Below are 14013 nucleotides of genomic sequence, written 5' to 3'. Positions count from 1 at the left end.
GCGCATCCTTCGAAGATCAGGGCACGATCGGCGGAGGCGGGGGAAGGTCGTCCTCTTCCTTCGGCGCGCCGCGTGCCTCGCGCAGGAACTTCCAGATGGTCGTCGACAGGGCGACGACGAAGATCGCGGCGACGCCGGCGAAGACCCAGTGGCTGGCGGCGAGATAGCGCTCGACGGCGGCCCCCAGGAGATAGGCGCCGCCGGCATAGGCGCCGGACCAGAGCGCCGCGCCCAGCACGTTGTAGAACGAGAAGCGCCACCAGGGCATGTGCGCGGTGCCGGCGAGGAAGCCGCAGAGCTGGCGCAGGATGAAGATGAATCTCGCGAAGAGCACGATGGGCGGTCCGCGCTCCAGGAACCGCCGCTCCAGCTCGGCGATGCGCGCCTTCGGCAGGCCGGCCTTGATCCCGTATTTGTAGACGAAGCGGCGGCCGTATCGGCGGCCGAGCAGATAGCCGACATTGTCCCCGGCGATGCCGCCGAGCGTGGCGGCGAGGAAGACCTGCCAGAAATCCAGCCGGCCCTGGCTGGCCAGCACGCCCGCCGCGACGAGCATGCTCTCGCCGGGCACGGGCAGGCCCGAGGACTCGACGAGGATCGAGAGGCAGACCACGACGACGCCGTAGTCGGCGACGAAGCCCATGATCGCTTCGAGCATTCGGCCGGTCACTCCCTGCAAGATCGCCGGGTCCTGCCGGGAGACCGCGCTCCACGGATGACCGGCCCGTCATGTGCCTTGGGTCGAGGGTCTAGGCTAGCGCTCGAGGAGAGCGACCGCCTCGACATGGTGAGACCAGTGGAACTGGTCGATGGGCGTCACGCCGAGAAGGCGGAAGCCGCCGTCGACGAGGACGCGAAGGTCGCGGGCCAGCGTCGCGGGATTGCAGGAGACGGCGGCGACCGTCCGGACCTTCGAGAGCGCGAGTTCGTGGACCTGCGCCTCGGCGCCCGCGCGCGGCGGATCGAAGACGACGCCCTGAAAGCGCGACAGTTCCTTGGCGGTCATCGGCCGGCGATAGAGATCGCGGCGCTCGGTCGTCACGGGTTTCAGCCCTTGCGACTTGCGGCGCGCGGCGTCGAGCGAGGCGAGCGCCTTTTCCTCGCTTTCCACCGCATGCACGGCCGAGGTGCGCGCGAGCCGCAGGCCGAACGTGCCGATGCCGGCGAAGAGGTCGGCGACGGATTTCGAGCCGGCGAGATGGCGCGTGACGAGCGCCGACATGGCCTCCTCGGCCTCCGCCGTCGCCTGGAGGAAACCGCCGGGCGGCAGGGGCACGGTGGAGCGCGCGACGTCGATCGTCGGACGGCGCGTCTCGACGATCGTCTCGTCGCCCACCGTCACGCGCGCGAAATCCTGGCGCAGGGCGAAGGCGACGATCGACTGGCGCAGCGTGTCGGTGATCTTGGCGGTGTCGGAGAGGGAAATGTCGAAGCCGACGTCGCTCGCCGTCACCACCATGCGCATCGGCGTGGCCCGGCCGGCGACGAGGAGCGCGAGGGCGCGCAGATCGGACAGGCGGCGCGCGATCTCGGGCACCACGACGAGGCAGGTCTCGATCGGCACGATCGTGTTCGTCAGAGCGCCGAAAAAGCCGAAGTCGATGCGGTTGCCGTCCTTCATGCCGGAGAAGACGGCGCGGCGGCGCGTGCCGCGGCGGCCGGGAACGAGCGGCGCCACCTCGGTCTCGATGCCGCGGCTCGCCAGCGCGGAGACGACGAGATCGCGCTTGTAGGCGCGGTAGAGCGCGGCATCGGCATGCTGGAGATCGCAGCCGCCGCAGGTGCCGAAATGCGGGCAGGGCGGCTCGACGCGGCGGGGCGAGGGCGTCTCGACGAGGACGAGCCGGCCGCGCGCGCCGGACATTTCGGCCTCGACCCGCTCGCCCGGCAGGGTGAAGGGCACGTAGAGCGGCGCGCCGTCCTCCAGCGCGACGCCGTCGCCCTTGGCGCCGAGATGGTCGATGAGAAGCGTGCGGCTCATGCCTTGCGGCCGTGGAGGAGGAATTCCCGGTTGCCGTCCCCGCCCTCGATCGAGGAGGGGATGAGCGCGATGGCCGTCCAGCCCTCCTGCTCGCCCAGCCAGTCCTTGAGACTCTCGGCGACCGCCGTCGCGCTGTCGGGATCGCGCAGGAGGCCGTTCTTGGCGATGGCTTCGCGGCCGGCCTCGAACTGCGGCTTCACCAGGAGCACGGCATCGGCGCCGGGCTCGGCGAGATCGAGCGCGGGCGGCAGCGCGAGCCGGAGCGAGATGAAGCTGACATCGGCGACGACGAGGTCGATGGCGTGGCCGCCGAGATGATCCTCGTCGAGATCGCGGGCGTTCAGCCCCTCGATGGCGCTGACGCGCTCGTCGGCGGCGATGCGCGGGTGGAGCTGGCCGTGGCCGACATCGATCGCCACGACATGGGCGACGCCGCGCTTCAAGAGCGAATCGGTGAAGCCGCCGGTGGAGACGCCGACGTCGAGCGCCGAGCGGCCGGCGACGTCGATGCCGAAGGCGTCGAGGGCCGCGTCGAGCTTGAGCCCGCCGCGCGAGACGAAGTCGGCGGCGGGATCGTCGAGATCGAGCTGGGAGTCGGGCTCGACATTGAGGCTGGGCTTGGTCACGACCTGCCCGTTCACGCGCACATGACCGCGCAGGATCGCGTCGCGCGCCCGCGCACGGCTCGCGACGAGGCCCCGCTCGGCGACGAGCTGATCGAGCCGCACGCGGGAAAGATGCTGTTCTTCGGTGGCTGCCATGGCCGGGTCATGCGGCGTCGCGCTGCAAATGGCAAGGCCGGAGGGCGTTCCGACCCTCCTCCCGCCCGTTTAGAGCCGTTTTAAGCCTGCATCACCCGCCGGGCGCTGTCGCCCAGCGCCTTGAAGACGGTGTCGACGATGCCGGACTTGTCGAGGCCGGCCTGGCGGATCATCGCGTCGGGATTGGCATGGTCGACGAAGAGATCGGGCATCGTCATCGGGCGCACCTTGATACCCTGATCGAGAAGCCCGCGCGCCGCCATGAACTGGAGGACCTGCGCGGCGAAGCCGCCGCTCGCGCCCTCTTCCAGAAGAATCAGGACCTCGTGGTCCCGCGCCAGCCGTGTCACGAGATCGGCGTCGAGGGGCTTGGCGAAGCGCGCGTCGGCGACGGTCGTGGAGAGGCCGAAGGTCTCGAGCTCTTCGGCGGCGGCGACCGCGTCGGCGAGGCGCGAGCCGAAGGAGAGGATCGCGACCTTGGTGCCCTCGCGCACGATCCGGCCCCGGCCGATCTCCAGCACCTCGCCGCGCTCGGGCAGATCGACGCCCGTGCCGTTGCCCCGGGGATAGCGGAAGGAGATGGGGCCGTCGTCATAGGCGACCGCCGTGCGAACCATGTGCCGCAGCTCCGCCTCGTCGCTGGCGGCCATGACGACCATGCCGGGCAGGGGGCAGAGGAAGCCCGTGTCGAAGGAGCCGGCATGGGTCGGGCCGTCCGCGCCGACGAAGCCGGCCCGGTCGATCGCGAAGCGCACGGGCAGGCTCTGGATCGCGACGTCGTGGACGATCTGGTCGTAGGCACGCTGGAGGAAGGTCGAGTAGATCGCGGCGAAGGGCTTGTAGCCTTCGGAAGCAAGGCCGGCGCAGAAGGTCACGGCGTGCTGCTCGGCGATGCCGACGTCGAAGGTGCGGGTCGGGAAGGCCTCGCCGAAGAGGTCGAGGCCCGTGCCGCCCGGCATGGCGGCGTTCACGGCGACGATCTTCTCGTCGAGCCGCGCCTCCTGAACGAGGCTTTCGGCGAAGACGCTCGTGTAGCTCGGCGCATTGGCCTTGGCCTTGGCCTGCGCGCCCGTGACGACGTCGAACTTCGAGACGCCGTGATACTTGTCGGCGGAGGTCTCGGCGGGACCGTAGCCCTTGCCCTTCTGGGTCACGACATGGACGAGGATCGGCCCGTCCTTGGCGTCGCGCACGTTCTTGAGGACGGGCAGGAGATGGTCGAGATCGTGGCCGTCGATCGGGCCGACATAGTAGAAGCCGAGCTCCTCGAAGAGGGTGCCGCCGGTGAAGAAGCCGCGCGTGTATTCCTCGGTCTTGCGGGCGCTCTCGCGCATGAAGCCGGGCAGGATCTTGGAGGCCTTCTTGGCGCTCTCGCGAAGGCCGCGATAGGTCTTGCTGGAGACGAGGCGCGCCAGATAGGCGCTCATCGCGCCGGTCGGCGGGGCGATCGACATGTCGTTGTCGTTGAGGATGACGATCAGCCGGGCGTCGAGCGCGCCGGCATTGTTCATCGCCTCGTAGGCCATGCCCGCCGACATGGAGCCGTCGCCGATCACGGCGACGACGTTGCGCGCGCCGCCGTCGAGATCGCGGGCGACGGCCATGCCGAGCCCGGCCGAGATGGAGGTCGAGGAGTGGCCGGCGCCGAACGGGTCGTATTCGCTCTCGGTGCGCTTGGCGAAGCCGGACAGCCCGCCCTCCTGGCGCACGGTGCGCATGCCCTTGCGCCGGCCGGTCAGGATCTTGTGCGGATAGGCCTGATGGCCGACGTCCCAGATCAGCCGGTCGTCCGGCGTGTCGAAGACGTAGTGCAATGCCACGGTCAGCTCGACCACGCCGAGGCCGGCGCCCAGATGCCCGCCGGTGCGCGACACCGCGTCGATGAGATCGGTGCGCAGCTCGTCGGCGACCTGCCGGAGATCGCTCTCCTTCAGCCGGCGCAGGTCGGCGGGCGTGTCGATCGTGTCGAGCAGGGGCGTCTCAGAGATATCCGGCACGTGGATCATCCACCTTTCGTCGATGGCGGTCCCCCGGCTGAAGGCCGCTGGCCTCGCGCCTTGCCTTGCGCTTCGGGGAAACTCGGAGTGCTTAGATTATGCAAAACCCGGCGCGATCAAGTCCCGTCGTGTCGGACGCCTTACGAGACGGCGCGGGCCGCGCGTTGCGATCCCCGCAGCCTGGCGTCGCTTCGGACCCGCCGGACACGTCAGGCCGGATCGAGCGGCTCGGCGCCGGTCGGCTTGCCGGCCCGGGAGAGCTTGATCTTCTCCACCTTGTCCTCGGCGGCCGAGAGCAGGCGCTCGCAATGGTTCTTCAGCTTCTCGCCGCGCTCGTAGATGCGGATGGAGATGTCGAGCGGCACATCGCCGCGCTCGAGATCGGAGACGATGCTTTCCAGCCCCGAGAGCGCTTCCTCGAAGCTCATGCGCTTGATGTCCGAATCGTCGGCCGGCAGGGCGGCGAGCGTCGTGTCCGATGGCATGGGGAGTTCCTTCCTGGGGCTCAGCCGGCCATCAGCCGGCCGACATGGGCCGTCACCGAGCGGCCGAGGCCGACGAGGTCGTAGCCGCCTTCGAGAAGGCTGACGAGACGCCCGCCGCAATGGCGGTCGGCGACGTCCATCAGGCGGCCCGTCGCCCAGTCGAAGTCGCCCTCGACGAGATTGATGTTGGCGAGCGGGTCGCGATGATGGGCGTCGAATCCGGCCGATATGATGACGAGATCGGGCGAAAAGGCATGGAGCGCGGGCAGGATGCGCGTCTCGAAGGCCTCGCGGAAGGCGTCGCTCCCGTCGTTGGCCACCAGCGGCGCGTTGCAGATCGTGCCCGCGCCCGTCTCGTCCTTCGCGCCCGTGCCGGGAAAGAGCGGCATCTGGTGGGTAGAGGCGTAGAAGACGGTCGGGTCCTGCCAGAAGATGTCCTGCGTGCCGTTGCCGTGGTGGACGTCCCAATCGACGATCGCCACGCGCTCCAGCCCGTGCACGGCCTGCGCGTGGCGGGCGGCGATGGCGGCGCTGTTGAAGAGGCAGAAGCCCATGGCCGTGTCCACTTCGGCATGGTGGCCGGGCGGGCGGGCGGCGACGAAGACGTTGGAGACGGCGCCCGACACGACGTCGTCGACGCCCGCGCAGGCCGCGCCGACCGCGTGCACGGCGGCGGAGAAGCTCTTCGGGCTGAGCACTGTGTCGCCGTCGATCCGGACAAGGCCGCTCTCGGGAATGGCCTTGGCGATCCGCCGCGCATAGGCCTCGGGATGGCAGCGATAGATCGCCTCCAGCGAGCCCTCGGGCGCCTCCGCGCGCTCCAGATGCTGGAAGGCCTCCGCCTCCAGCGCGGCGGCGACGGCGCGCATGCGCTCGGGCCGCTCGGGATGGCCGGGACCGGTCAGGTGCTCGGCGAAGATCGAATGGTGGTAGAGCCGTGTCGTCACCGCATCCGCCCCGTCTGGCCGCGATCGCGAAGCACATGGTCCGCCAGCGCGCAGGCCAGCATCGCCTCGCCGATCGGCACCGCGCGGATGCCGACGCAAGGGTCGTGCCGGCCCTTGGTCATCACGTCCACCTCCTGGCCCGCCGCATCGATCGAGCGGCGCGGGGTGAGGATGGAGGAGGTGGGCTTGACCGCGAAGCGCGCGACGATCGGCTGTCCCGTCGAGATGCCGCCGAGAATGCCGCCGGCATTGTTGGAGAGAAACTCCGGCCGTCCGTCCGCGCCGATGCGGATCTCGTCGGCATTCGCCTCGCCGGAAAGCTCGGCCGCCTCGAAGCCGTTGCCGATCTCGACGCCCTTCACGGCGTTGATCGACATGAGGTTGGCCGCGATGTCGGTGTCGAGCTTGGCATAGAGGGGGGCGCCGAGCCCGCCCGGCACGCCCGTCGCCGTGACCTCGACCACCGCGCCGACCGAGGAGCCGGACTTGCGCACGGCGTCGAGATGGATCTCCCAGAGCGCGGCCGTCTCGGCATCGGGACAGAAGAACGGGTTGCGGTCGATCTCGGCATCGTCCCAGCGCGCGCGGTCGATGGCGATCGTGCCGATCTTCACGAGGGCTCCGCGGATCGCGACGTCCGGCAGGACGAGCCGGGCCAGCGCTCCTGCCGCGACCCGGCAGGCCGTCTCGCGCGCCGAGGACCGCCCGCCGCCGCGATAATCGCGCACGCCGTATTTCATGTCGTAGGCGATGTCGGCATGGCCCGGGCGGTAGCGCTGGGCAATGTCGGAATAGTCCTTGGAGCGCTGATCGACATTCTGGATTTCCAGCGCGATCGGCGTTCCCGTCGAGATCAGCTCGCCCTCGGTCTCGCCCGGCATCGTGCCGGAGAGAACGCGCACCTCGTCCGGCTCGCGCCGCTGCGTGGTGAATCGGGACTGACCGGGACGGCGCTTGTTAAGGAAGTCTTGAAGGTAGGTTTGCGAAAAGGAGAGGCCGGGTGGCAGGCCGTCGACGACGCAGCCGATCGCCGGTCCATGGCTCTCGCCCCAGGTCGTCACGCGGAAGAGATGGCCGAAGGTGTTGTGGGACATGGGGCGGGCGTTCGCTTCGTTGATCGGCGCTCTGCGGGTCGGCGCTCGGTGCGCCGGGTCGCTTCGGCCGGCAGGCTCGGGGTTTATGTCAGGGCGTCGTCGCGCGTCAAATTTTGTAACGGGATGCCACGAAGGCCGATCGGTGTCGCAAACCGCCACAATCGGCCCGGATGGTGCGTGGATGGCTACGGTCCGCAAGGGGTTTGCGGGCGCGGGTGGCAGGGTTCAACAGGTTTCGTGCCGCAGGGTCGGCCGAGGAGGACAGGTTATGACGAAGCAGATCGTCGCATTCTTCGCCAGCTCGTTTCTCTGCGTCGCCCTGACGATCCCGGCCTGCGCCGAGGAGAAGAGCGGCATCATCGCCGAGGTCGACCGCGATCGCGCGCTGCTCGTCTTCGCCGACGGCTCCACCTACAGCCTGCCCGGCAGCTTCGACTACGACGCCGTCGGTCCCGGCATGGAAGCCCATGTGATCGTCGGCCCCGTGGAAGCCGTTCGCGCCTGAACCCGTCGATCGCTCGAACCGGCTCTCAGAGCCAGGACAGCGTGCCGTCCACGACTTCGATGAACCGATCCTGCGGGATCGGACGATGCGCCGCTTCGCTCGGCGCAAGGCCCGTATAGAGCTTGAGGAAAGACCGGATCGTGCCGCCATGGGCGACGATCACGGTCGGGCCCTTCAACTCGGCGAAGACCGGCGCCACGCGCCCGGCCAGCATGTCGTAGCTCTCCGCCGTCTCGCCGGGCGGGCGAAAGACCCATTTGGCGGCCTCGCGCGCCGCGATCAGATCGGGCGCGAGCGTCTCGACCTCGCGCAGCGTCGAGCCCTGCCAATCGCCGAAGCTCAGCTCCAACAGCCGCTCGTCCGTCTCGTAGGCGGCGGGGTCGAGCCCCATCGCGGCCCTGACGATCTCCATCGTCTCGCGCGTGCGCCGCATGGGGCTCGCCAGGAAGCGGAACGTGGATGCGTCCGCGCCCAGGCGCTCGGCGAGCACGCGGCCGTTGCGGCGGGCCTGCGCGCGGCCGCGCTCGTTGATGTCGATCTCCTCCTGCCCCTGGAGCCGCCCTTCGGCGTTCCAGTCGGTCTGCCCGTGGCGGCAGAGATAGAAGCGGGGGAGATCGCTGAGGCTGGCGAGATCGGAGATCGTCAGTCCTTCACGACCGAGATGTCGGGAGCGTCCACGGCCTTCATGCCGACCGTGTGATAGCCGGAATCGACATGGTGGATTTCGCCGGTGACGGCGGTGGAAAGATCGGACAGGAGGTAGAGCGCGGAATTGCCGACCTCGTCGATCGTCACGGTGCGCTTCAGCGGCGAGTTGTACTCGTTCCACTTCAGAATGTAGCGGAAGTCGCCGATGCCGGAGGCGGCGAGCGTCTTGATCGGGCCGGCCGAGATCGCGTTGACGCGGATCGCCTTGCCGCCGAGATCGACCGCGAGATAGCGCACGGAGGCCTCCAGCGCAGCCTTCGCGACGCCCATCACATTATAGTGCGGCATGACCTTTTCGGCGCCGTAATAGGTCAGCGTGACCATCGAGCCGCCGTCGGTCATCAGCTTTTCCGCGCGCTGCGCAACGGCCGTGAACGAGTAGACCGAGATCAGCATCGTCTTGGAGAAGTTCGCCTCGCTCGTATCGACGTAGCGGCCGGTCAGCTCGTCCTTGTCGGAGAAGCCGATCGCGTGGACGAGGAAGTCGATCTTGCCCCAGCGCTCTGCGATCGTGTCGAAGCAGGCGTCGATCGTGGCGGCGTCGGAAACGTCGCAATGGCCGACGACGAAGGCGTTGAGCTCGGCCGCCAAGGGCTCGACGCGCTTCTTCAGGGCGTCACCCTGGTAGGTCAGCGCGATCTCCGCGCCGGCGTCCGTCAGGGCCTTGGCGATGCCGTAGGCGATCGAGCGGTTGTTGGCCACGCCCATCACGAGTCCGCGCTTGCCGGCCATCAGCCCGTTCGATGCTGCCATGGTGCTTACGCTTTCCCGCTCGATCCCGACGTCTTTCATGCGGCGGCGGTATGGCATAGGCCGGCCGGACCATCAAGCGATCAGGGGGTTGCGAAAACGCACGCAGGGCGCTTCGAGCTCGAACCGAAACTCGGACGGGCCGGTTCGGCGGCGCTTCTCGGGCCTCGCTTCGTCGAGGATCTCACCGATATCGAGGGATATCGGCTGCGATCGTCTCCTCGCCGGGCCCCAGGATCACGCGCCGATCCTCGGCCGCCGACTGTCGGTTCAGGCTCTCAACCCTCCGCCGGCTCCACCTTGGCGCGAAAGAACTCGACAAGGGACGGGTCGGGGTCCTTGGGCAGGACGATGCGGATATTGGCGAGGATGTCGCCGCGCCCGCCGCCGGTCCTCGTCAGGCCTTTGCCCTTCAGGCGCAGGGTGCGGCCCGAATTCGACCAGGGCGCCAGCGAGAGCGAGATGCGCCCGTCCAGCGTCTCGACGGGAACCTTGCCGCCGAGAACGGCGGTCTCCACCGGCACCGGCAGGTCGAGCGTCAGGTCGCGGCCGGCCACCTCGAAGCGGGGATGGGCGACGTAGTCGATCGTCACCAGCGCGTCGCCCGGCGTGCCGCCGGCGAAGGGGGCCGGCTGGCCCTGGCCGCGCAGGCGGATGACCTGACCGTTCTCGACGCCGTCGGGCAGGTTGATCGCCAGCCGCTTTCCGGTCGGAAAGATCGCCTCGACCTTGTCCTTGGAGACGATGTCCTCCAGGCGCACCTTCAGCGTGGCGCGAATGTCCTCGCCCTTCACTTGGCCGGTCCGGGCCTGGGAAAAGCCAGCTCGCCCGCCGCCCCGGCCGCCGAAGGCCTGCTCGAAGAAATCGGAGAACATGCCTTCGCCGCCGTCGTCCGCCGCGCCGCCACGCTGGGAGCGGAAGTCGAAGCCCGCAGGGCCCCTTCCGCCGCCGGCCCCGCCGCCGCCGAACGGGCCCTGGCCGGGAAAGCCTTGGTACTTCGGCTTGCCCTCGCCATCGATCTCGCCGCGGTCGAACTGGGCCCGCTTGTCCTTGTCGCCGAGGATCTCGTAGGCCTGATTGGCCTCGTTGAAGCGCGCGCTGGCCGACGCATCGTTGGCGTTCGCGTCGGGATGGTACTTCTTGGCAAGCTGGCGGAAGGCGGACTTGATGTCCTTCTCGCTCGCGCTCTTGGCAACGCCGAGAACGGCGTAGGGATCACGCATCAGTGCTCGGTCCTCAGGACAAAGGGGATTGGCCGGCGCTCGATACGCCGGACGACGTCTCTATATGGCGCAGCGCGAAAGAAATTTTAAGAGCGGCGACCCATCCGTCCGGGAATCGCGGACGAATCGCCGGCGGCGGGCCGGCGCCCGGCCTACTGCCCTTCGGCGAATCGCGTCAGCGTCCATTGGCCGCCGCCCTTCGTGCAGGCCTCGCCCTTGTAGAGCGCGATGCCGTCGAAGCGCTGGCGGGAGGTCTGGAAGGTGCGGCAGATCGTGTCGCCCGCGCGGCTCTCGGCGATGGCGGTGATGACGCCGGTCGCGCCCGTGTCGGCATTGGCCCAGGAGCGCGGCTCGCCGTCGGCCGCGGAAAGATCGGCGGCGGAGACGGCGTTGCGCACGGTCATCTGGTCGGAGGCCTGATCGGGCGGCGTCGTCGGCTCCTGCGGCGGGATGCCGGCCGTCACCGTCTCGTCGATCCCCGCATCCGCGCCGCCGCCCAGGACGACGCAGCCGCTGCAAAGCGTCGCAAGAAGGATCATCGCCAGTGGCCGAATCGGTTTCATCGCCATCTCATGCCATCTTGGATCTGGTGCATCGGTTCGGCGATCCACTATAGCCGTCGAACACTTGGCGTGGAGCTTGCGGTCATCATGACGAACGATGGATTAACTCTCGGTGAAACGCCGGCGGGAACGGACCCGTTTCCGCTCTTCGCCAGCTGGCTGGAGGAGGCGACCGCCGCCGAGATCAACGATCCGAACGCCATGGCGCTCGCGACCGTCGACGAGAGCGGCCTGCCCGATGTGCGGATGGTGCTCCTGAAGGGGCTCGACCATCGCGGGTTCGTTTTCTACACGAATTTCGGCAGTGCGAAAGGGCGCGAGATCCTCGCCAGCGGCAAGGCGGCGCTCAACTTCCACTGGAAGTCGCTGCGCCGGCAGGTCCGCGTGCGCGGCCGCTCGGAGGTCGTCTCGGACGCAGAGGCCGACGCCTATTACGCGACCCGCCCGCGCACCAGCCGCCTCGGCGCCTGGGCCTCGGAGCAGTCGCGCCCGCTGGACGGACGGCAGACCCTGCTCGACCGCGTCGCGGAGATCGACGCCCGCCACCCCGGCGAGACGATCCCGCGCCCTTCGCACTGGTCGGGGTTCCGAATCGTGCCGGACCAGATCGAGTTCTGGCAGGACGGCGAATTCCGGCTGCACGACCGGATTTTGTTCACCCGCGAGGGCGACGGTTGGGGGCGGGGGCGGTTGTATCCGTAAAGAAGACTCTCGTCTTCGATCGGTGCGACGATACAGGATACGAAAGTATCCATTGGTCCCGATTTAGGTACCTAGACCCCTTACAGGTATCAATTGGCCTCCGTGCCGCCCACCGTCACCTGATCCATGCGCAGGTGCGGCTGGCCGACGCCGACGGGGACGCCCTGGCCGGCCTTGCCGCACATGCCGATGCCGGTGTCGAGCGCGAGGTCGTTGCCGATCATGGAGACGCGGTGCATCGCCTCGGGGCCGTTGCCGATCAGCATGGCGCCCTTCAGGGGCTCGCCGACGACGCCGTTGCGGATGCGGTAGGCCTCGGTGCAGTTGAAGACGAATTTGCCGGAGGTGATGTCCACCTGCCCGCCGTTGAAGGACACGGCGTAGATGCCGTCCTTGACGGAGGCGAGGATCTCCTCGGGCGTCGAGGCGCCGCCGAGCATCATCGTGTTCGTCATGCGGGGCATCGGCGCGTAGGCATAGGACTGGCGGCGGCCGTTGCCGGTGGGCGCCATGCCCATCAGCCGGGCGTTCTGGCGATCCTGCATATAGGCGACGAGCTTGCCGTCCTCGATGAGGACGGTGCGATTCGTCGGCGTGCCCTCGTCGTCGATGGTGAGCGAGCCCCGCCGTTCGGCGATCGTGCCGTCGTCGACGACGGTGACGCCCCGCGCGGCGACCTGCTGACCCAGCAGGCCGGAAAAGGCGGACGTCTTCTTGCGGTTGAAGTCGCCCTCCAGCCCGTGACCGACCGCTTCGTGCAGCATGACGCCCGGCCAGCCCGCGCCGAGCACGATGTCGAACACGCCGGCCGGGGCGGGCACGGCGTTCAGATTGACCAGCGCCTGACGCAACGCCTCGTCGGCGATCGACTTCCAGGTCGCCTCCACGAAGAACTCGCCGAAGCCGGTCCGCCCGCCCGCGCCATGCGAGCCCGTTTCCTGCCGATCGCCGCGGCCTGCGACGACGGAGACGTTGATGCGCACGAGCGGCCGGATGTCGCGGGCGAGGCGCCCGTCCGCGCGCAGGATCTCGACCGTCTGCCATTGCGAGCCGAGCGTGACGGACACCTGGCGCACCGCCTCGTCCTTGGCCCTCAGATAGGCGTCGATCTCCTGGAGAAGCTTCACCTTGGTCTCGAAGCCGGGGGAGGGGATCGGGTTCTCCTCGCCGTAGAGCTTCTGATTCGTGCCGGCGGGGCCTTCGGCCGCCGTGCCGCTATGGCCGCTCTTGACGGCCTCGACGGCGGAGGCGGCGCGGCGCAGCGCGCCCTCCGACAGATCGCCGGCATGGGCGAAGCCGATCGCCTCGCCCGCCACGACCCGAAGGCCGAAGCCCTGGTCGGAGGAATAGGAGCCCGCCTTCAGGCGCCCGTTGTCGAAGGAGAGCGATTCCTGCTCGCGCACTTCGAGGAAGAGCTCGCCGTCGTCGGCGCCCGACAACGTCTCGCCGAGGATGCGGTCGATCTCGGCGCGCGAGATGTCGAAGCGCTCGATCAGCGAAGCGGCCATGGCGGAAATCCTTCGGGTTCTGCGGCAGGTTCGGCGGCGGGCTCGATGCCGCGCCGCCCGTCACATAAGCGCTGGGCGCCGGTCTACCAAGCTCCGACGCTCGGCAAAGTGCCGGGGTCAGGGCAGCGCGGCGAAGCCCTCGTTAAAGCCGGCCATGTCGATCTCGAAGCCGGTGCCCTCCTCGACGGTCGGGAATACGCTGAAGACCACCGTCTTGGCCTTGGCGAGCGCGGCCTGCAGCGTCGTCTGCTGGCCGTTGATCGTGTCGGGCTTGTCGAGAATCGCCTCCGCGTAGCAGCCGTCGGCGAAGCAGCGCATGAACTGGAGATTGCCGAAATAGCCCCCGTCGATCGCGACCTGGATGTGCATGGGGAGGAAGACGCCGAGCGGCGTCTGGACGCGCAGGATCGTCGCCTTCTTATCGGCCGTCTTCAGGACGATGACGACGAGCCCGATTTCCGGGCGCTGCTCGGAGACGACCGTCTGGACCAGCGCGCATTGCTCGCCGGGGGCGCCCGGCGGCGTCTCGCAGGCGATGGCCCAGGCCCCATGCTTGGACTTCACGGTGCCGCCCGCGCTCGACTGGGCGACGGCCGCCCCGGAAAGCGAGCCGGCCAGAATCGTCGCGGCGAGCGCCGTCTTCAAAAAACGTATCATCAATCCATCCGAACGGCGGCCGTCGCGGCGCCTGAAAGCTTCGTTTCGAGATCCATAGCACAGGCGGCCCCGCAGCCGCACGACCGACCGCGATCCCTGCCCGAAGGTCCCGAAGCGCGGCGATATGGCCGG

At 68.9% G+C, this 14013-nt stretch carries 15 protein-coding genes; 2 read left to right on the top strand and 13 right to left on the bottom strand.

Going from position 1 to position 14013, the window contains the following annotated elements; translation table 11 throughout:
• Positions 1 to 16: 16 nt before the first annotated feature.
• From ASG62_RS08090 to aroC, 7 genes are all read right to left on the bottom strand, one after another.
• Entirely contained in the window at positions 17 to 658 is a 642-nt protein-coding gene (locus ASG62_RS08090; protein WP_056694854.1) for a DedA family protein, read from the bottom strand.
• 96 nt (positions 659 to 754) lie between these two features.
• Positions 755 to 1981, bottom strand: a complete 1227-nt coding sequence (locus ASG62_RS08085; RefSeq protein WP_056694856.1) for a class I SAM-dependent RNA methyltransferase — start codon at positions 1979 to 1981, stop codon at positions 755 to 757.
• Entirely contained in the window at positions 1978 to 2742 is a 765-nt protein-coding gene (locus ASG62_RS08080) for a TlyA family RNA methyltransferase (protein WP_056694859.1), read from the bottom strand. The genes ASG62_RS08085 and ASG62_RS08080 overlap by 4 nt, the downstream gene beginning before the upstream one ends.
• A gap of 80 nt (positions 2743 to 2822) precedes the next feature.
• Positions 2823 to 4730, bottom strand: a complete 1908-nt coding sequence (dxs, locus tag ASG62_RS08075) for a 1-deoxy-D-xylulose-5-phosphate synthase (protein WP_244487581.1) — start codon at positions 4728 to 4730, stop codon at positions 2823 to 2825.
• 218 nt (positions 4731 to 4948) lie between these two features.
• On the bottom strand, positions 4949 to 5224 hold the full coding sequence (locus tag ASG62_RS08070; protein ID WP_056694863.1) for an exodeoxyribonuclease VII small subunit: 276 nt from the start codon (positions 5222 to 5224) through the stop codon (positions 4949 to 4951).
• Positions 5225 to 5244: 20 nt separating this feature from the next.
• Positions 5245 to 6171, bottom strand: coding sequence for a histone deacetylase family protein (locus ASG62_RS08065; RefSeq protein WP_056694865.1), 927 nt, complete (start codon positions 6169 to 6171; stop codon positions 5245 to 5247).
• A complete protein-coding gene (gene aroC / locus ASG62_RS08060) occupies positions 6168 to 7265 on the bottom strand; it encodes a chorismate synthase (RefSeq protein WP_056694867.1) in 1098 nt (365 codons plus the stop codon). The genes ASG62_RS08065 and aroC overlap by 4 nt, the downstream gene beginning before the upstream one ends.
• Before the next feature lie 268 nt (positions 7266 to 7533).
• Between aroC and ASG62_RS08055 the strand changes: the two genes are divergently transcribed.
• Entirely contained in the window at positions 7534 to 7770 is a 237-nt protein-coding gene (locus tag ASG62_RS08055) for a DUF1344 domain-containing protein (RefSeq protein ID WP_056694870.1), read from the top strand.
• Positions 7771 to 7795: 25 nt separating this feature from the next.
• On the opposite strand, the gene ASG62_RS08050 is transcribed toward ASG62_RS08055, so the two are convergent.
• The 4 genes from ASG62_RS08050 to ASG62_RS08035 all read right to left on the bottom strand — a co-directional run bounded on the left by ASG62_RS08050 (position 7796) and on the right by ASG62_RS08035 (position 11014).
• A complete protein-coding gene (locus ASG62_RS08050; RefSeq protein ID WP_056695031.1) occupies positions 7796 to 8410 on the bottom strand; it encodes a histidine phosphatase family protein in 615 nt (204 codons plus the stop codon).
• A gap of 2 nt (positions 8411 to 8412) precedes the next feature.
• Positions 8413 to 9231: an enoyl-ACP reductase FabI gene (fabI, locus tag ASG62_RS08045; RefSeq protein WP_056694872.1), complete on the bottom strand. Its 819-nt coding sequence runs from the start codon at positions 9229 to 9231 to the stop codon at positions 8413 to 8415.
• Between the two features lie 275 nt (positions 9232 to 9506).
• Positions 9507 to 10451 (bottom strand): DnaJ C-terminal domain-containing protein, encoded by a 945-nt coding sequence (locus tag ASG62_RS08040; protein WP_056694874.1) that lies wholly within the window; start codon positions 10449 to 10451, stop codon positions 9507 to 9509.
• 152 nt (positions 10452 to 10603) lie between these two features.
• Positions 10604 to 11014 (bottom strand): RT0821/Lpp0805 family surface protein, encoded by a 411-nt coding sequence (locus ASG62_RS08035; RefSeq protein ID WP_162246016.1) that lies wholly within the window; start codon positions 11012 to 11014, stop codon positions 10604 to 10606.
• Positions 11015 to 11101: 87 nt separating this feature from the next.
• Here ASG62_RS08035 and pdxH point away from each other — a divergent pair, with 87 nt between their 5' ends.
• Complete coding sequence (gene pdxH / locus ASG62_RS08030) at positions 11102 to 11716, top strand: pyridoxamine 5'-phosphate oxidase (protein WP_056695033.1); 615 nt, start codon at positions 11102 to 11104, stop codon at positions 11714 to 11716.
• 89 nt (positions 11717 to 11805) lie between these two features.
• Here pdxH and tldD read toward each other — a convergent pair whose 3' ends face one another.
• Together tldD and ASG62_RS08020 are read right to left on the bottom strand one after the other, a co-directional pair.
• Positions 11806 to 13224: a metalloprotease TldD gene (tldD, locus tag ASG62_RS08025; RefSeq protein WP_056694876.1), complete on the bottom strand. Its 1419-nt coding sequence runs from the start codon at positions 13222 to 13224 to the stop codon at positions 11806 to 11808.
• A 117-nt stretch (positions 13225 to 13341) separates the two neighbouring features.
• The gene (locus tag ASG62_RS08020; RefSeq protein WP_056694878.1) at positions 13342 to 13881 is read right to left on the bottom strand and encodes an invasion associated locus B family protein; all 540 of its coding nucleotides are present in this window, start codon (positions 13879 to 13881) and stop codon (positions 13342 to 13344) included.
• Between the last annotated feature and the right edge of the window lie 132 nt (positions 13882 to 14013).

The sequence above is a fragment of the Aureimonas sp. Leaf427 genome, assembly GCF_001425485.1.
Classification (GTDB): Bacteria; Pseudomonadota; Alphaproteobacteria; order Rhizobiales; family Rhizobiaceae; genus Plantimonas.
Note: the sequence above shows the minus strand (reverse complement) of the source record. Positions and strands in the feature narration are given on the sequence as shown.